Annotated in this window: 14 protein-coding genes; 9 read left to right on the forward strand and 5 right to left on the reverse strand. The window is 71.6% G+C overall.

The annotated features are described in order from the left end of the window. Window positions 1–34: 34 nt before the first annotated feature. The 7 genes from yajC (at window position 35) to ACYVK5_RS18330 (ending at window position 9,258) form a co-directional block, all read left to right on the forward strand. A complete protein-coding gene (gene yajC, locus ACYVK5_RS18300) occupies window positions 35–481 on the forward strand; it encodes a preprotein translocase subunit YajC (protein ID WP_460707389.1) in 447 nt (148 codons plus the stop codon). Window positions 482–613: 132 nt separating this feature from the next. Then, entirely contained in the window at window positions 614–2,524 is a 1,911-nt protein-coding gene (secD, locus tag ACYVK5_RS18305) for a protein translocase subunit SecD (protein ID WP_460707390.1), read from the forward strand. Then, a complete protein-coding gene (gene secF / locus ACYVK5_RS18310; protein ID WP_460707391.1) occupies window positions 2,524–3,618 on the forward strand; it encodes a protein translocase subunit SecF in 1,095 nt (364 codons plus the stop codon). Before secD ends, secF begins: the two co-directional genes overlap by 1 nt. Window positions 3,619–3,816: 198 nt before the next feature. Then, window positions 3,817–4,401, forward strand: a complete 585-nt coding sequence (locus tag ACYVK5_RS18315) for an adenine phosphoribosyltransferase (protein ID WP_460707392.1) — start codon at window positions 3,817–3,819, stop codon at window positions 4,399–4,401. Window positions 4,402–4,471: 70 nt separating this feature from the next. After that, window positions 4,472–6,802 (forward strand): RelA/SpoT family protein, encoded by a 2,331-nt coding sequence (locus ACYVK5_RS18320; protein WP_460707393.1) that lies wholly within the window; start codon window positions 4,472–4,474, stop codon window positions 6,800–6,802. Window positions 6,803–6,910: 108 nt separating this feature from the next. Then, window positions 6,911–8,080, forward strand: a complete 1,170-nt coding sequence (locus ACYVK5_RS18325; protein WP_460707404.1) for an ATP-dependent DNA ligase — start codon at window positions 6,911–6,913, stop codon at window positions 8,078–8,080. Between the two features lie 77 nt (window positions 8,081–8,157). Continuing rightward, window positions 8,158–9,258: a DNA polymerase domain-containing protein gene (locus ACYVK5_RS18330; protein WP_460707394.1), complete on the forward strand. Its 1,101-nt coding sequence runs from the start codon at window positions 8,158–8,160 to the stop codon at window positions 9,256–9,258. 143 nt (window positions 9,259–9,401) lie between these two features. On the opposite strand, the gene ACYVK5_RS18335 is transcribed toward ACYVK5_RS18330, so the two are convergent. From ACYVK5_RS18335 to ACYVK5_RS18345, 3 genes are all read right to left on the reverse strand, one after another. Continuing rightward, window positions 9,402–10,076, reverse strand: a complete 675-nt coding sequence (locus ACYVK5_RS18335; RefSeq protein ID WP_460707395.1) for a hypothetical protein — start codon at window positions 10,074–10,076, stop codon at window positions 9,402–9,404. Window positions 10,077–10,179: 103 nt separating this feature from the next. Continuing rightward, window positions 10,180–12,321: a DUF349 domain-containing protein gene (locus ACYVK5_RS18340; protein ID WP_460707396.1), complete on the reverse strand. Its 2,142-nt coding sequence runs from the start codon at window positions 12,319–12,321 to the stop codon at window positions 10,180–10,182. Then, window positions 12,318–13,097 carry a peptidylprolyl isomerase gene (locus ACYVK5_RS18345; protein ID WP_460707397.1) on the reverse strand — a complete coding sequence of 260 codons (780 nt, stop codon included), beginning with the start codon at window positions 13,095–13,097 and terminating at the stop codon, window positions 12,318–12,320. The genes ACYVK5_RS18340 and ACYVK5_RS18345 overlap by 4 nt, the downstream gene beginning before the upstream one ends. 240 nt (window positions 13,098–13,337) lie before the next feature. On the opposite strand from ACYVK5_RS18345, the gene hisS reads away from it, so the two are divergent. Both hisS and ACYVK5_RS18355 read left to right on the forward strand, forming a co-directional pair. Next, window positions 13,338–14,756, forward strand: a complete 1,419-nt coding sequence (gene hisS, locus ACYVK5_RS18350) for a histidine--tRNA ligase (RefSeq protein WP_460707398.1) — start codon at window positions 13,338–13,340, stop codon at window positions 14,754–14,756. A gap of 134 nt (window positions 14,757–14,890) precedes the next feature. Further along, complete coding sequence (locus ACYVK5_RS18355; protein WP_460707399.1) at window positions 14,891–16,609, forward strand: Rv2578c family radical SAM protein; 1,719 nt, start codon at window positions 14,891–14,893, stop codon at window positions 16,607–16,609. A gap of 43 nt (window positions 16,610–16,652) precedes the next feature. Here ACYVK5_RS18355 and ACYVK5_RS18360 read toward each other — a convergent pair whose 3' ends face one another. Beyond that, window positions 16,653–17,141 (reverse strand): hypothetical protein, encoded by a 489-nt coding sequence (locus ACYVK5_RS18360; RefSeq protein ID WP_460707400.1) that lies wholly within the window; start codon window positions 17,139–17,141, stop codon window positions 16,653–16,655. A gap of 37 nt (window positions 17,142–17,178) precedes the next feature. Continuing rightward, a complete protein-coding gene (locus tag ACYVK5_RS18365) occupies window positions 17,179–17,781 on the reverse strand; it encodes a hypothetical protein (protein ID WP_460707401.1) in 603 nt (200 codons plus the stop codon). Window positions 17,782–17,915 lie beyond the last annotated feature (134 nt).

Consider the following 17,915-nt stretch of genomic DNA (forward strand, 5'->3'; position numbering starts at 1 on the left):
CGGCACCCCTGACACCGACCTTGACTGGACAGACGTGGACATCACCTTCCTTATTCTCATCATCGCGCTCGCGGCGATGCTCTTCTTCACCACGAGCCGCAGCCGCAAGCAGCAGCGGGCCGCTGCCCAGTTCCGTGAGAGCCTGCAGCCCGGTATCGAGGTCATGACCCAGTCCGGCATGGTCGGCGTCGTCGTCGCCGTCGACACGGACCGGCAGCTCGTGCGGATCGAGTCCTCGGACGGCCACGTGACCGACTGGGTCATGCCCGCGGTCAAGGAGATCCCGGCCCAGTTCGCGACGCCGGTCCCGGAGGACTCGGACGACACGGACGAGTCCGAGGTCAGCGAGCAAGAAGGTTCGGGCAGTACCATCGGGCCCGACGTGATCGACGTCCCGGACGACATCTCCGGTCTGGACTCCGCCCAGCGCGAGTACCGCGACCAGCAGGCGCGCAAGGACGACGACACCGACGGCAAGTGACGACCGCGTCGCTGGGGGTGTGAGCCTGCGGCGGCGTCGAACCCGTGCCGCCGCAGCGGCGCGCAACCGAGAAGAGACGACAAGTTGGCGACTGACAACCGGCGCTCACGGCCGGTCCGGACGATCGTCCTGATGACGATCTTCACGATGCTCCTGCCCCTCGCGGTGCTCGTGGCCGGATCGCAGTTCGACGCGCGCTCCGAAGACAATCCCGGCGGGGCGAGCTTCGCCCCGGCACTCGCCCTCGACCTGCAGGGCGGTACCCAGATCGTGCTGCAGGCCGTCACGAGCGACGGTTCGGACATCACCCCCGAGGCCATGGAAGAGGCCGTTGGGGTGATCCGCCAGCGCGTGGACGCGAACGGTGTCACCGAGGCGGACATCGCGGTGCAGGGTGACCGGCAGATCATCGTCGAGATCCCCGGCAAGGTGGACGACGAGACGATCGCGCTGATCTCCAAGGCGGCGCAGATGAAGTTCCGACCGGTGCTGACGGTCGCGTCGCCCTTCGCGACGGCCGATCCCGCCGCGGAGGGAGAGTCCGGCGACGAGGCCGACTCCGAGAACGCGGACAGCGAAGGCGAGAACGCGAACGGCGAGGATTCTGCCACCGAGGACGAGGAAGGCAACGCCGCCGCCTCGGACGAGGAGCTGCTGGAGCAGATCAAGCAGGAGCAGGCGGACCTCGACCCGACCGACCCGAGCGATCTGGCCCAGATCACGCCCGCCGTCCAGGAGCTCGCGGACCGGACCGACTGCACCGACCCGGAGAACCTCGAGGGCGGGGGCGGCGACGACCCGAACCTGCCGCTGGTCACCTGTGACCAGGCCGGGGCCGCCAAGTACATCCTCGGGCCCGTCGAGGTCGCCGGCACCGAGCTGACCTCGGCGTCGTCGGGTCTCGGCGTCGGGGCGAACGGCGTGCAGACCGGCGAGTGGGTCGTGAACCTGGCGTTCAACGACGAGGGCACCACGGCGTTCCGCGAGACCACCGAGCGCCTGCAGGGCCTCGAGTCGCCGCGGAACCAGTTCGCGATCACGCTCGACGGCCTCGTGGTCTCGGCTCCTTCGCTGAGCCCGGGCGTCATCATCACGAACGGCCAGGCGGAGATCTCCGGCACCTTCACCCGTGATTCCGCCGCCACCCTGGCGAACCAGCTCAGCTTCGGCTCGCTGCCCCTGACGTTCGACGTGCAGTCGCGGAACAACGTCTCGGCGACGCTGGGTGAGGAGCAGCTGCAGCGTGGCCTGTTCGCCGGACTGATCGGCCTCATCCTCGTGGTCGTGTACTCGCTGTTCCAGTACCGGACGCTCGGCGCCCTGACGGTCGCCTCGCTGGTCGTGGCCGGTGTCATGACCTACGTCGTGATCGCCCTGCTGTCGTGGGGGATGGGCTACCGGTTGTCCCTGCCCGGTGTGGCGGGCCTGATCGTCGCGATCGGCTTCACCGCGGACTCGTTCATCGTGTACTTCGAACGTATCCGGGACGAGCTCCGCGACGGGCGCTCCCTGCGCCTCGCGGTGCAGCGCGGCTGGGTCCGCGCCCGCCGCACGATCTACGCCGCGAAGTCCGTGAGCCTGCTCTCCGCGATCATCCTGTACTTCATGACGGTCGGCGGGGTGCGCGGCTTCGCGTTCACGCTGGGGCTCACCACGGTGATCGACATCCTGGTCGTCATCTGGTTCACCCACCCGATGATGGAGTTGATCGCGAAGGTCTCGTTCTTCCGCGACGGTCACAAGTGGTCCGGCCTGTCGCCGGACCGGTTGCAGCTGTCGTCCGGCCCCCGCTACAAGGGCGCCGGCCGGGTCGAGTGGGAGCCCGGCACCACGCAGACGCCGCCGGACGCCGTCGAGGAGGAGCCCGAGCCCGCCGAGCGGACGCCCGCGTACGCTGGCGCGCAGCCGCAGAGCGTCCCGAGCGGCGCCGGCACGGCGGCCCCCGTCCGGACGGCGGAAGGCCGCAGGATGACGATCGCCGAGCGGCGGGCCGCGGAGCGCAAGGCCGCCTCTGAGGCCGCGAAGAACGAGGAGCAGCTCTGATGGCGTTCAACTTCGCCCAGTGGGGCAACGACCTGTACACGGGCCAGCGGTCCTACCCGATCATGCAGAAGCGCCGGGTCTGGTTCTCGATCGTCGCGCTGTTCTCGGTGGCGTCGATCGCGATCATCGCGCTGCAGGGGCTCAACCTCGGCATCGACTTCCGCGGCGGCTCCGAGTTCACCGTCTCCAATGCGGCCAGCACCGAGGAGGACCCGGGGATCGACGCCGTGCACTCGGTAGCACCCAACCAGGAGGTGCTGGTCACCCAGGTCGGTGACGGAGCGGTCCGCGTGCAGACGGCCGAGCTCACGGACGAGTCCGAGCTCAACGCGGTCCGCGATGCGCTGGCCGACGCCTACGGCGTCTCCGCCGAGCAGGTGACGACCTCCTTTATCGGCCCCACCTGGGGCGAGAGCGTCTCGCAGAAGGCGCTGTACGGCACGCTCGTGTTCGTGGGCGCGGTGGTCGTCTTCATGGCGCTGTACTTCCGGGCGTGGCGGATGGCCATGGCCGGCGTCGTCGCGGTCCTCCTGGACCTGCTGGTGTCGGCGGGCGTGTACGCGGCGATCGGCTGGGAGGTCACGCCGTCGACCATCATCGGCTTCCTGACGATCCTCGGCTTCTCGCTCTACGACAAGGTCGTGGTGTTCGACAAGGTCCGGGAGAACACCGCCACGGTGCTGGAGCAGACGCGCAGCACGTACGCCGAACGGGCCAACCTCGCGGTGAACCAGACGTTCGTGCGCTCGATCAACACCTCGGTGGTGGCGCTCCTGCCGGTGGCGGGCATCCTCTTCGTGGGTGCCTTCCTGCTCGGCGCGGGCACGCTGAAGGACCTGTCGCTGTCGCTGTTCGTCGGCATCGCCGTGGGCGCCGCGTCGTCGATCTTCCTCGCCCCGCCGCTGGACGTGCTGTTCCGGGAGAGCGAGCCGAAGATCAAGGAGCACACGGCCAAGGTGCTGGCCGCCCGTGACGAGCTGGCGAGCGACGGCGCGTCGGAGGCCGCCCTGGCCGCCGCCGCGGCGGGCACGTCCCAGCTGATCCCGGGAGGCCACCAGGGGCAGCGGGCGCAGCCGCGCCGCAAGGGCCGCTGAGCACGATCTCGCGGCAGACCCGACCCCCGAGGGCATGCGCCCTCGGGGGTCGGGTCGTTCCAGTGGCTGTGCCGTTCCGGTGGCGAATGCTTCAGGAGGCGGACCCTCCCGGCGGGCCGAGCGCGCCGGGAGGGTCCCACGTCGCATGCCGGACTGCTCGCGTGGCCCTGTCGTACCCGCCCGGTAGGCTCACGTCCCGTGACCGACGACATCGCTCTCTCCGCACTCTCCGGTCTTTCACCGGAGCGTGCGGCGCGTGTGCGCTCCCTGATCCGAGACGTTCCCGACTACCCGGCCGAGGGCATCCTCTTCCGTGACATCATGCCGCTGCTGGCGGACGCGTCCGGGCTGGCCGACGTCGTCGACGGATTTGCTGTCGCGGTCGCGGGGCTCGGGCAGGTCGACCTGGTAGCCGGTATGGAGGCGCGGGGGTTCCTGTTCGGGGCCCCGCTCGCCACGAAGCTCGGCGTCGGCTTCCTGCCCCTGCGCAAGGCGGGCAAGCTCCCGCCCCCGGTCGAGCGGGTCGACTACGACCTGGAGTACGGCTCGGCGTCGATCGAGCTGCGGTCGGGAACACTTCAGGCGGGTTCCCGTGTTCTTCTCGTAGACGATGTCCTGGCTACCGGCGGCACGGCCGCCGCCGCCGCGGATCTCGTACGGCGCGGCGGCGGAGTGGTCGCCGGACTGGCCTTTCTGCTCGAGCTCGCCGCGCTTCACGGCCGTGAGAGGCTCGACGGTCACGAAGTGACTACTCTCCTGCGAGTCGGACCCGCGCAGGAATGAGGTGAAGGCCCGGGTCAGACCACACGGCCGTTAGACTGAGCCATCTTACCGGCGCAAAGGAGGCATGCACATGGCCGAGAACGACGCCTCGCCCGCGCCGGCCTCCACGCCGACCACGGCACCTGGCCTGCGTCACCGCCTGGCCCGGTTCGGAGCGCGTGCCGGCTCCACGACGCCCGCCGCCATCGAGCCCCTGCTGCAGGTGATCCGCAGCAACCACCCGCGGTCCGACCTGGCGCTCATCGAGCGCGCCTACGTCACCGCGGAGCAGGCGCACCGCGGCCAGATGCGCAAGAGCGGCGATCCGTACATCACGCATCCCGTGGCGGTCTCCACGATCCTGGCCGAGCTCGGTTTCGAGGGCACCACCATCGCGGCGGCGCTCCTGCACGACACGGTCGAGGACACGGACTACGCCCTCGATCAGCTCCGCGCCGACTTCGGTGACGACGTCGCGCTGCTCGTGGACGGCGTGACCAAGCTCGACAAGGTGAAGTACGGCGACGCCGCGCAGGCCGAGACCGTGCGCAAGATGGTCGTGGCGATGGCCAAGGACATCCGCGTGCTGGTCATCAAGCTGTCCGACCGCCTGCACAACGCGCGCACCTGGAAGTACGTGCCCGCGCACAAGGCGGAGAAGAAGGCCCGCGAGACGCTCGAGATCTATGCCCCGCTGGCGCACCGCCTCGGGATGAACACGATCAAGTGGGAGCTGGAGGATCTCTCCTTCCAGAACCTGTACCCCAAGGTCTACGACGAGATCGTGCACCTGGTCTCCGAACGCGCCCCGGCCCGCGAGGAGTACCTGAGCGTGGTCAGGGGGCAGATCGAGTCGGACCTGCGCTCGGCGAAGATCAAGGCGTCGGTGATGGGCCGCCCGAAGCACTACTACTCGATCTACCAGAAGATGATCGTCCGCGGCCACGACTTCACGGAGATCTACGACCTGGTGGGCACGCGCATCCTGGTGGACACGGTGCGCGACTGCTACGCGGCGCTCGGCGCCATGCACGCGCGATGGAACCCGGTTCCCGGCCGGTTCAAGGACTACATCGCGATGCCGAAGTTCAACATGTACCAGTCGCTGCACACGACGGTGATCGGCCCGGGTGGCAAGCCCGTGGAGATCCAGATCCGGACGCACGACATGCACCGCCGTGCGGAGTACGGCGTGGCCGCGCACTGGAAGTACAAGGACCGCAACGGCGGCGGCCAGCAGGCCAAGGAGGACACCCACGCCCAGGACATGGCGTGGCTACGCCAGCTCGTGGACTGGCAGAAGGAGACGGCGGACCCGTCGGAGTTCCTCGACTCGCTGCGCTTCGAGATCGGCGGCGACGAGGTCTACGTCTTCACGCCCAAGGGTGACGTGATGCCGCTCCCGGCCGGCGCCACCCCCGTGGACTTCGCCTACGCCGTGCATACCGAGGTGGGGCACCGGACCATGGGCGCCCGCGTGAACGGACGCCTGGTCCCGCTGGACTCCACGCTCGAGAACGGCGACGTCGTCGCGGTCCTCACCTCGAAGTCCGAGACGGCCGGGCCGAGCCACGACTGGCTGGCGTTCGTGAAGTCCCCGCGTGCCCGCAACAAGATCCGCGCCTGGTTCACCAAGGAGCGCCGCGAGGAGGCGATCGAGACCGGCAAGGAGTCGATCGCGAAGGCGATGCGCAAGCAGGGCCTGCCGATCCAGCGACTCATGACGCACGAGACGCTCGTCGGGCTCGCGGACGAGATGCGCTACCCCGACGTGTCCGCCCTGTACGCGGCGGTGGGCGAGGGGCACGTGTCCGCGGCGCACGTCGTGGAGAAGCTGGTCAAGGCCCTCGGCGGGGACGAGGGCGCCACCGAGGACGTGGCCGAGGCTGCGCGGCCGGGTGCGGGCAACCGCGCGCCGCGGCGGGTCCGCACCGGCGACCCGGGCGTCGTGCTGAAGGGCTCGGACACCACGGACGTGTGGGTCAAGCTCGCCAAGTGCTGTACCCCGGTGCCGGGCGACGAGATCGTCGGGTTCGTGACCCGCGGTCAGGGCGTGAGCGTGCACCGCGTGGACTGCGTGAACCTGGAGGGACTGCGCAAGCAGCCCGAGCGTCTGGTCGAGGTGGAGTGGACCGCCGGCGCGAACACGATGTTCCTGGTCCAGATCCAGGTGGAGGCGCTGGACCGGTCCCGGCTGCTGTCGGACGTGACACGCGTCCTGTCCGACTACCACGTGAACATCCTCTCCGCGTTCGTCTCCACGTCCAGCGACCGACTGGCCGTGTCCCGCTTCATCTTCGAGATGGCCGAGCCGGGCCACCTGACCCAGGTCCTGGCGGCGGTACGCAAGGTCGAGGGCGTCTTCGACGTCCACCGCATCACGGGCACCAAGCCGGTGGAGCGCCCCCAGCTGCCGGTGTGACCCGCGCCGGGCGCACCGACGCCCGGAGCCTGCCGACACGCGCACCTGGCGATCGACTCGGCGGCGGCTCGCGTCGTGCGCGATGCTGGGGCCATGTCCGCCGAGATCCTGAACCTGCCGGTACAGCCTCCGATCAAGCCCATGCTGGCCAAGAGCGTGGCGACGGTGCCCGCTCAGCCGCAACCGCAGTCGTACGTCTACGAGCCGAAGTGGGACGGCTTCCGCGCGATCGTCTACCGCGACGGCGACCACGTGCACATCGGCTCGCGCACGGGCAAGCCGATGGAACGGTACTTCCCGGACGTGGTCGCGGCGGTGCGCGACGCGCTTCCGGAGCGCTGCGTCGTCGACGGCGAGATCGTCATCGCGCAGGTGCCCGCCGGTGACGACGGGACCAGGTCACACCTGAACTTCGAGCTGCTGTCCCAGCGGATCCACCCGGCGGCTTCGCGCGTGAACATGCTCGCGGAGACGACGCCCGCGGCGCTGGTCGTGTTCGACGTGCTCGCCGTGGGCGACGACGACCTGCTGGAGCGTCCGCTCGCCGACCGGCTCGCGGTCCTGGACGGCCTGGGCCTGACCGGCCCGCTCGTCTTCGCCACGCCCCGGACCCTCGACGCCGCGGTCGCGAACGAGTGGTTCGAGGTCTTCGAGGGCGCCGGCCTCGACGGCGTGATCGCCAAGCCGCTGGACGGCACCTACCAGCCGAACAAGCGCGCCATGGCGAAGATCAAGCACTCCCGCACCGCCGACGTCGTCCTCGCCGGGTACCGCCTCCACAAGACCTCGACCCCCGAGCGCCCGCTGCTCGGCTCTCTCCTCCTCGGGCTGTACGACGACGACCGTGGCGGCGCGGGTGCCTACCTGCAGTTCGTGGGGGTGGCGGCGTCGTTCCCGGAGGCGAGGCGGGCGGCCCTGGTCACCGAGCTGGCGGACCTCGTGGTCGTGCCGGGCACCCCCGAGGGGGACGAGCACCCGTGGAGCGGCTGGGCCGACCCGGCCAAGGCGCTGCCGGTCGCCGAGGCCGGCGACAGGCTGCCCGGGGCCGTGTCCCGGTGGACGGGCGGCAAGGACCTGTCCTTCACGCCCCTGCGCCCCGAGCGCGTGCTGGAGGTGGGCTACGACCACATGGAGGGCACCCGGTTCCGGCACACCACGCAGTTCAAGCGCTGGCGGCCGGACCGGGAACCGGCGTCATGCACCTACGAACAGCTGGTCGAACCCGTCCGCTTCGACCTGAGCGAGCTGCTGCCCGGCGCGCCGGGCACGGCCCGCTGAGTCCTGGGTCGCGGCGCGCGCCCGGACCCTCCGCCGTACCCCTCGTCGATGTCGGTCACCCGGCGTACGTTGGGGCCATGGCTCCAGCGAAGAAGGCGAAGGCGGTCGAGATCGACGTCGCCGGCCGTACCGTGCGTGTCTCGTCGCCCGACCGGGTGGTGTTCCCCCCGTCCGATGCCGGCCCCGGGCTGACCAAGCTCGACGTCGTGCGCTACTTCGCCGACGTCGCCGACGGCATCACCGGCGCCCTGCTGCACCGGCCCACCACCCTGGAGCGCTGGCCGAAGGGATGGTTCCCCGAGGCGGTGATGGCCACGCGCTCCGACAGCCACGGTGACGCGTTCTACCAGAAGCGCATCCCCAAGGGGGCCCCGGACTGGGTCGAGACCGCCCGGATCGCGTTCCCGTCAGGCCGCACCGCCGACGAGATCTGCCCCACCGAGCCCGCCGTCGCGGTGTGGGCGGCACAGATCGGCACGCTCACGTTCCACCCGTGGCCGGTACGGCGCGGGCCCGACGACGACGCCACCGAGCGCGTCGACCAGCTCCGCATCGACCTCGACCCGCAGCCCGGCACCGACTACGAGAGCGCCGCGGCCGTCGCGCCGCACCTGCGCGAGCTGCTGGAGGAACTCGGCATGACCGGCTATCCCAAGACCTCGGGCGGGCGCGGGCTGCACGTGTTCGTGCCGCTCGCGCCGGAGTGGACGTTCACCCAGGCCCGCCGCGCCACGATCGCCGTCGGGCGCGAACTGGAGCGGCGCCTGCCGGACCAGGTCACCACGAAGTGGTGGAAGGAGGAACGCGGCGAGAAGGTCTTCGTGGACTACAACCAGATGGCCCGCGACCGCACGATCGCGTCGGCCTGGTCCATCCGCGCCAACGCCCGCGCGACCGTCTCCATGCCGCTGGCCTGGGACGAGGTGGACCAGGTACACCCCGACGACTTCGACGTCCGCACCGCCCCCGGCAGGCTGGCCGAGCTGGGAGACCTGTTCGCGCCGTTGCGGGCCGATCGCGATCCCGCGCTCGACTGCGATCTGCGCCCCGCGCTGGACCTCGCCGACCAGGACGAGGCGGACGGGCTGGGCGACCTCCCGTACCCTCCGGAGTACCCGAAGCAGCCGGGCGAGCCCAAGCGCGTCCAGCCGAGCCGCGACAAGGACCGGGTGCGCTGAACGGTCACCCGTGCGGGCCCGTCCTCCGAGGAGCCGGCCGGGCGGCGGCGACGCGTTGACGTCCAGGTACCGACGGACCGGCGGTCACCGAGCTGCGCCGACGGACCCGCGCCGACGGACCCGTGTTGACGGCGCCCGTCGAGTCACGGCACCGACGCGAGCGGAAGCGTCGCCCGCGAGCTCGCCGCGGCGATAGCCCGGCGGGCGGCAGGGCGGCCGACGACGCGGCGGCGCGCCTCCAGCGCGCGTTCCACCAGGTTCAGATCCACCGGGGCGAGATCCGCGCTCCCCGCCGCGAGGGCGATCAGGACCGGCACGGCATGCTCGAACGGGACGCGGCAGGCGACGTCCACGGCGGTACGCGCGGGCGTCGCGACGGGAACTCCGCCCAGGGCGATCGTGTCGCGTGCCAGGCCGGGCGAGCATCGCAGGATCGTGCCCGCGGGAACTTCCGGGCGGCGGACCCCGGCGTCGTGCGCCAGCTCCGGGAGACCCGCGTCGGCGGCCAGCCGCGGGGCGGGCACCCCGTCGCGCAGGCCGGTGTGCACCCACGCCGCCGACCCGCCCGCCAGGACGGCACGGGCCGGGAGCATGCCGCCCGACGACGCGACCAGGGCGAGCGCCCGGTGCGTGGGCGTCACCCGCACGCCGGCCGGGACAGCCACCGCGCCGGCGGTGTCCAGGGGCGCGTCGCGCAGGATCGTGAGCGCGCCACGCCGCAACAGATCCTGCCACGCCGCCGGGCCGCCCACGCGCGCCGGGGTGACCACCAGCGGCACGGGCGACGGGCGCGTGTCGAGCAGTTGGGCGAGTCGCACCGCACCAGCCTAGGACGACAGGGCCCCGGCACCCGTTGTCCACAGGTTGCCGGGGCCCCGCCCAGGGTTCCGCGCCGCCCGGAGCCGCCCGGGCACCGCCGGGTCAGGCCGTGCTGTCCTCGGCGGCCCGGACGACCTGCTCCAGCCACGACTTGCGCGCGGCCAGGGAGGACTCGAGCTCCGAGACCTTGCGGTCGTCGCCCTTGGCACGGGCGGACTCGAGATCGGACTCCAGGTCGGCGATCGCCGACTCGAGCTGCGCGGCAGCCCCCTCGGCGCGGGCCTTCGTCTCCGGATTGCTGCGGCGCCACTGCTCCTGCTCCGCGTCGCGGATCGCGTTCTCCACCGCTCGCATGCGGTTCTCGACGCGCTGGATGTCACGACGCGGCACCTTGCCGGCCGCGTCCCAGCGGTCCTGGATACCGCGCAGCGCCCGCTTGGCGGACGCCAGGTTCTTGACCGGGACCAGCCTCTCCGCCTCGACGAGCAGCTCCTCCTTGACCTTGAGGTTCTCCCCGTACTCTGCGTCGATCGCCGCGTTCGCGGCGTCCCGGGCCTGGAAGAACCTGTCCTGCGCCGCCCGGAACCGCGCCCACAGGGCGTCGTCCTCCTTGCGGGACGCGCGGCCCGCGGCCTTCCAGCGCGACATCAGGTCGCGGTACGCCCCCGCCGTGTAGCCCCAGTCGGTGCTGTCCGACAGCGCCTCGGCCTCCGAGACCAGCAGCTCCTTGACGGCCTTGGCCTCCTTGTTCCGCTGCTCCAGGTCGGCGAAGAAGTGCCGGCGCTCGCGGTCGAAGGCGGTGCGGGCGTGGCTGAACCGCTTCCAGAGCGACTCCTCCGTGCCCCGGTCGATCCGCGGACCGCCGCGCTGCGCCGCCTTCCAGCGGTCCAGGAGCGCGCGCAGCTCCTCCCCGGCGGGACGCCACTGCATCTTGCTCGGATCGGTACCGGCGATCTTCTCGGCCGCCTCGACGATGGCCTCGCGCGCCTTGACGGCCTCCGCCTTGGCGGCGGCACGCTCCGTCTCCAGCGCCGCCCGGCGCTCGGCCGCACGGTCCTTCAGGCCGTCGACCCGGGAACGCAGGCTGTCCAGATCGCCGACGGCGGCCGGCTCGGCCGTTTCCTCGGCGAGCTTGGCGAGCGTCTGGTCGATCTCCTTGACCGACAGGTCGGCACTGTCGAGCCGGGTCTCGAACAGCGTCACCTTGGCGACGAGGTCGAGGTAGCGCCGCACGTAGAGGCTGAGCGCCTCGGAGGTGCCGACACCCGGGAACTGGCCGACGGCGCGCTCACCGGACTTCTCGACAACGTACACGGTGCCGTCCTCGGCCACACGACCGTGCTTCTCCGCCTCGGCGGTCGCGGCGGCGTCGTCCACCACGGGCACGACGGGCGCCGGCGCCGCGGCGGGCGCGGACTGCGCGGCGGCAGCCGCGGGCCGACCACCCGGAGCCGCCGGATGCGGGGCGCCGGGCTTCGGGGGACGCGGCCTGGCCAGCGCGGCGGGCGAAGGGATCGCCGACGGCTTCGGGATGTCGGGCTTCGGGGCGGGGGCGGCCGCGGCCTGCGCCGCCTCCGACTGCGCGGCCTCGCCCTCTGGCTCCTCGGTCGGCTCGATCTTCGTCGCCGCGCTCTCGGGCGCTTCCGCCGCTGCGTCGCCCTCCGGTTCGGACGTCGCCGCTTCCGGTTCCGTCGCCGCCTCGGCAGGCGTCGAGGCGTCCTCGGCCGGCGCCTCCGCCGGCTCAGCGGCCTCTGTCGGCTCTGCGGCCTCTGCGGCCCCTGCCGACTCAGCGGCCGGTTCGGTGGCGGGCTCCTCGTCAGCCGCAGCCGGCTCGCCGGTCGGCTCTTCCTCGGCCTGTGCCGCTTCGGTGGCGGGCTCTGCCGCGGGCTCTTCCTCGGCCTGCGGCGCCTCGGTGGCCGGCTCAGCTGCGGACTCTTCCTCGGCCTGTGACGCCTCGGCGGAGGGCTCCGCCGCAGGCTCCTCCTCGGTCGCCGTCGCCTCAGGGGCCGGTTCCACCCCGGGCTCCTCGGCGGCCGTGTCCTTCGGCGCAGGCTCTGCCGCGGGCTCGTCGGCCGCCGCCTCGGTGGCCGGCTCCGCCGTGGCTTCCTCCGCTGTTGTGGCCTCAGATGCCGGTTCCTGGGTCGAGGTCTCCTCGGCCGCGGGCGTCTCGGGAGTTTCGGCCACGGGCTCGGTGGCGGCCACGTCCTCGACGGGTCCGCTTCCCTGCTCGGTGCTCTCGCTCACTGGGTCTCAACTCCTTCGATGGTGACGGGGCCGGCAGGTGCGCCGTCCGTGGCGCTGTCGGCCACACCCTCGTCCGCGACTGCCCGGACGACGTCCAGGCCGGATGTGATCTCCCCGAAGACCGTGTATCCGCCGGCTTCGTCCGACGGGATCTGGGAGTCCTCGTACACGAGGAAGAACTGGGAGCCCATCGACTCGCCGTTGCCGCCCTGACGCGCCATCGCGACCGTCCCGGCCGGGTAGACGTCGTCCTGCGGGGCGTTCTCGATGGGCCCGAACTCGTAGCCCGGGCCGCCCGCGCCGGTGAACGTCGGGTCGCCGCACTGCAGCACGTAGATGCCCGAGGTCGTCAGCCGGTGGCAGCCGGTGCCGTCGAAGTAGCCGTCGGCCGCGAGCGTCACGAAGCTGGCCACCGCCTGCGGCGCCGCAGCGCCGTCGAGCTCGAGCGTGATGTCCTGGTCGGTGCCCGTCGCGCAGGTGTGCAGCGTGACCGTCCACGTGCGGTCCTCGGCGACGTCGACGTCGGGCAGCTCATGGCCCTCGCGGGCATCGGTGGTGCCCGGATCGCACCGGCCGGCCTCGGCGGCCGCCTCGTCGGGCCTCGTGTTCACCAGCGCGGCGACCACGAACGTCGCCACCAGGGCCAGCGCCGCCAGGCCCGCGACCAGCGCCGTCACGCGCCGCTGGCGTGCCCTCCGGGCGGCTCGGCGCTGCTCCTGCCTCGCCTGCTGCTTCCTGGCCTGCTGGGCGCTCTGGCGCTGCTTGCTGGTCGACACCGTCGCCGGGCTCCTCTCCGCTCGCTGCTCATCCGGGGGCACGGGTCCCGCGTGGGACGGGTCACCGTGGGACCCTGGGCCATTGCAGTCCGTGCGGGGACAGTGTAGGCATCGCAGGCCAGGACATTCTGCCTGGGCCGCGCCGGGCAGGGGTGAACTGCATCCCTCCGCACCGTGACCGGCACCTGTCCTGTGGAAAGCCCAGGCCCGATGTCCGCCTGCCGTGGGAAGATCTGACGCATGGCCCGTATCGCACCTCTCTCCGGATTCCCCGAATGGCTCCCGCAAGGTCGCATCGTCGAGCAGCACGTGCTCGACGTCCTGCGCCGCACCTTCGAGCTGCACGGATTCACCGGTATCGAGACCCGGGCCGTCGAACCGCTCGACCAGCTGCTGCGCAAAGGCGAGACCTCCAAGGAGGTCTACGTGCTCTCGCGCCTCCAGGACCTCGGCGAGACCGATCAGCGAGAGCGGAGCGACAAGCAACTCGGCCTCCACTTCGACCTCACCGTGCCGTTCGCGCGCTACGTGCTGGAGAACGCCGGCAAGCTCGCCTTCCCGTTCAAGCGCTACCAGATCCAGAGGGTGTGGCGCGGCGAGCGCCCCCAGGACGGCCGGTTCCGTGAGTTCACGCAGGCCGACATCGACGTCGTCGGCTCCGGCGACCTCCCGTACCACTACGAGGTCGAGGTCCCCCTCGTCATGGCCGACGCGTTCGGCGCCCTGCGCGAGATCGGCCTGCCGCCCGTCCGGATCCTCGTCAACAACCGCAAGGTCGCCGAGGGGTTCTACCGCGGCATCGGCCTGTCCGACGCCGAGGGCGTGCTCCGGCAGATCGACAAGCTCGACAAGATCGGCCCCGAGCAGGTGGCCACGCTCCTCGTCGACGAGTGCGGCGCGAGCGAGGACCAGGCCAAGGCGTGCCTGGCGCTCGCGGGCATCAGCGGGTCCGACGCGTCCGTGATCGCGGAGGTGCGCGCGCTCGCCGAGTCGTACGGCGCGGTGACGGAACTCCTGACCACGGGGCTCGCCGAGCTCGAGGCGCTCGTCGTGGCCGCGGGGCGGAGGGCGCCCGGCGTCGTTGTCGCGGACCTGAAGATCGCCCGGGGGCTCGACTACTACACCGGCTCCGTCTACGAGACCGTGCTGGTGGGGCACGAGCAGCTCGGATCGGTCTGCTCCGGCGGCCGGTACGACACGCTGGCGTCGGACGGGAAGAACACCTACCCGGGTGTCGGCCTGTCGATCGGCGTCAGCCGGCTCGTGTCGCGGCTGCTGTCGGGCGGTCTGGTCACGGCCACCCGCAGCGTGCCGACGGCGGTGCTGGTCGCCGTCGGCGCGGAGGAGACCCGGCCGGCGTCGGACGCCGTCGCGGCCGCTCTGCGGGGGCGGGGGATCCCGTGCGAGGTGGCCCCGGCCGCCGCGAAGTTCGGGAAGCAGATCAAGTACGCGGACCGTCGCGGCATCCCGTTCGTCTGGTTCCCGGGCGAGCCCGGGGACGTGGCCGACGACGCCGGGTCGCGAGCGTCCACCGGGGCCGGGCTCGCGGGCTCGGTCAAGGACATCCGCTCGGGCGACCAGGCCGACGCCGACGCGGGTACGTGGGAGCCCCCTGCCGAGGACCTGCACCCACGCGTGGTCCCCGCGCCCTCGGAGTAGACGGCGGCAGAACGGACGACAGTGGCGCGGGACCCTGATCAGGGTCCCGCGCCACTGTCGTCCGTTCTGCCGCCTGGGGCGTATATCGCGGTCGAAGAATTGCCAACGATGGGAACATGTGTTCGAATATCTGTGTGCGATGGGCAAGGCAGGAACTCACCACGGATGACGGCGCGCTGCCGGGGCTCGAGCTTCCCGCGCTGCGTACGGCCGGGCTGGTTCGTACGGTCCGCAGTCCCGAGTTCGACGGCGTCACGTTCCACGAGGTCGTCGCCAGGAGCGCGCTGTCGAAGGTCCCGTCCGCCTCACGGATGCCGTTCCGCTGGACCGTGAACCCGTACCGGGGCTGCAGTCACGCATGTGTGTACTGCGTGACGCCGGAAACGCCGGTACTGCTCGGCGATGGCACGTGGCGTCCCATCGGGGACCTCGTCCCGGGGGACCGGGTCATCGGCACGCTGCCCGACGGCGGCCGCCGCGTGCTGGTCGAGACCGACGTCCGGGATGCGTGGCGCACGGTGAAGCGCGCCTACCGCGTCACGACGGCCGACGGCACCACGCTCGTCGCGAGCGGCGACCACCGATTCCTCACGGGTGACGGCTGGCGGTACGTCGCATCCTCGCCCTCAGAGGATGCACCCTCCGGGCGCGCGCCCTCGGGACGCTCGCCTTCCGAGCACCTGCCGTCCAGCGGTCCGACGTCCAGCGGAGCGCCGTCCGGCCCGGATGCCGCGCCCGTCACACGGCCGGTGCTGCGTCCCGGGGACGGGCTCGTGGGCATCGGCTCCGATGGCGTGCGGAAGGGCTCCGAGCGCCCGGACGCCCCGCCCGTCGACGTCGTCGGCCGGCTGGTGCGGACCTCTCCCGGCCGGACCGTGGTGTCCGTCGAGGACCTGGGATACGAGACCGACATGGTCGACATCACCACGGGCACCGGCGACTTCGTCGCGAACGGTGTGATCAGCCACAACTGCTACGCGCGCGGCTCGCACACCTACCTCGACCTGGACGCCGGCGCGGACTTCGACTCCCAGGTGGTCGTCAAGGTCAACGTGGACGAGGTGCTGCGAGCGGAGGTGACCAAGCCCTCCTGGAGTCACGAGTCCGTCGCGCTCGGCACCAACACCGACCCGTACCAGCGCGCGGAGGGCCGGTACCGGCTCATGCCCGGGATCATTTCGGCCCTGGCGGACTCCGGCACGCCGTTCTCGATCCTCACCAAGGGCACGCTGCTGCGCCGGGACCTGCCGCTGCTCGCGGAGGCGGCGGAGCGCGTCGAGGTCGGGCTGGGTGTCTCCCTCGCGTTCGCCGACGAGGAGCTCCAGCAGCGGGTCGAGCCCGGAACTCCGACGCCCCGTACTCGGCTCGCGCTGATCCGTGCGGCCCGCGACGCCGGCCTGCCGTGCGGGGTCATGGTCGCGCCCGTGCTGCCCTGGCTCACCGACTCCCGGGACCATCTCGCCCGCCTGCTCGACGCCGTGGCGGAGGCGGGCGCCACGGGCGCGACCGTGCTCCCGCTGCACCTGCGCCCGGGCGCCCGGGAGTGGTACCTGGAGTGGCTCCGACGCGAGTTCCCGCAGCACGCGGCGGGTTATCGCCGTGTCTTCGGCGACCGCGCGTACGCCGACCGCCGCTACCAGGACTGGCTGTGGGCGAGGGTCGAGCCGCTCCTCGCGGAGCGCGGCCTCGGCCGTGCGGCGTTCCGGTTCGACGGCAGTACGGCGGACGGCGCGGACGGCTCGGACCGGGACGACGAGGGGGCATACCCGGACGGCGCGATGCCCGCATCGACCGGGTCCCCTATCGGCACCCCGCTCCCGCCTGACGCCAATGGTCAGGACGCGCTTTTCTGATGTGCGTCGCTGGGCCGGTCGCAGGCACGTCTGGGGATACCGGTCACTGGCTCCTGGAGGCTCCGTCGGGCCAGATGACGTCGACGGGAACTCCGGCGGCTCGGGCCTGGGTGACGGTGTCCGCGGTGCCGCCCTTGCCGGTGGACGGTTGGCCGTCCCAGACCGCGACAAGGCGGTCGGCTCGTTCGATGAGGATCTTGTTGGCTGCCTCGTAGGCGTCGCGGTTGGCCGAGGTGAACGGCATCACCGCGACGTCGGCTGCGGCCTCGATGAGTGTGTCGAAGGTGGGGGCGTGGTCCGGCTTCACCTTGGTCTGCCGGTAGTCCTGGGACGGGATGACCGCTACGAGCCGCCCGCCTGCTGCCAGGACGGCTTCGGCGAACAGTGTGTCCGCGCCGCGCGCAATGCACGAGACTCCCGTGACCTCGCCTGCGGCTGTCAGCGGGGTGAGCGTTTCGTCGAGTGCCGCGCGCACGAGCGGGATGCTGTCGGGGGAGAGGTCCATGTGGCCGGTCACGGCGATCGTCACCACGGGAGGGAGTCCTTCCGGTCAGGGATCTAGGGCGGGTTCAGCGTGTCAAGGCGGTGCGTATGCGTTCGCGGGCGTCTCGCACTGCGGAGTTCTGCTTGGCGCTGGTGGTGTGGTCGTACAACTCGGAGAGTTTTTCCCGGACGCGGGAGGATCGGGATGTGAGGGTGATGTCCACGGAGCGATGAGTCTCATCGACCGCTGTCGAGAGGTCACCCAGGAGGAAGTGGCATTCGGCCAGTCCGATGCGGTCCAGGGCATGACTGCGCCCGGCCTCGGGGCCTCGCCGCGCCAGTGCGGCGCCGATCTCGGTCAGTGCGGTCTCGGCGTGCGCGCGCGGGTCATGGTGGGCAAGGTCGAGGTATCTGCCGCCGATCGTGCCGCGTAGCTCGGCCTCGTCGAAGTACGCGATCCAGTGTGGTTCGTCGTCCTCCGAGCCAGCAGCGCTGAGCGAGTCATGTGCCTGGTCGGTGGCGCGGCGGAACGCGGCACCGCGTCCCATGGCGGCGTACGCCCATGCCTCACGGACCTGGAGCATGGATCGCAGGCGAGGTCCGGCGGTGTGTCGTGTCCCGTCCTGGGCCATGCGGATCATCTCCAGCGCGTCAGAAGGCCGCTTCATGTAGAGCATCTGGCGGGCCATGCCAGAGAGGATCTTCGCGCCGAACCGCGTGTCGCCGATGGTGTGTGATGCCCGCAGGCCCAGCAGGTAGTACTGTCAAGCCCCGGGTTTCGTGGAGACTGGATTAGTTGGTTTCCAGGGGTGCGGTGACCGGG

It is taken from the genome of Myceligenerans halotolerans (assembly GCF_054782975.1).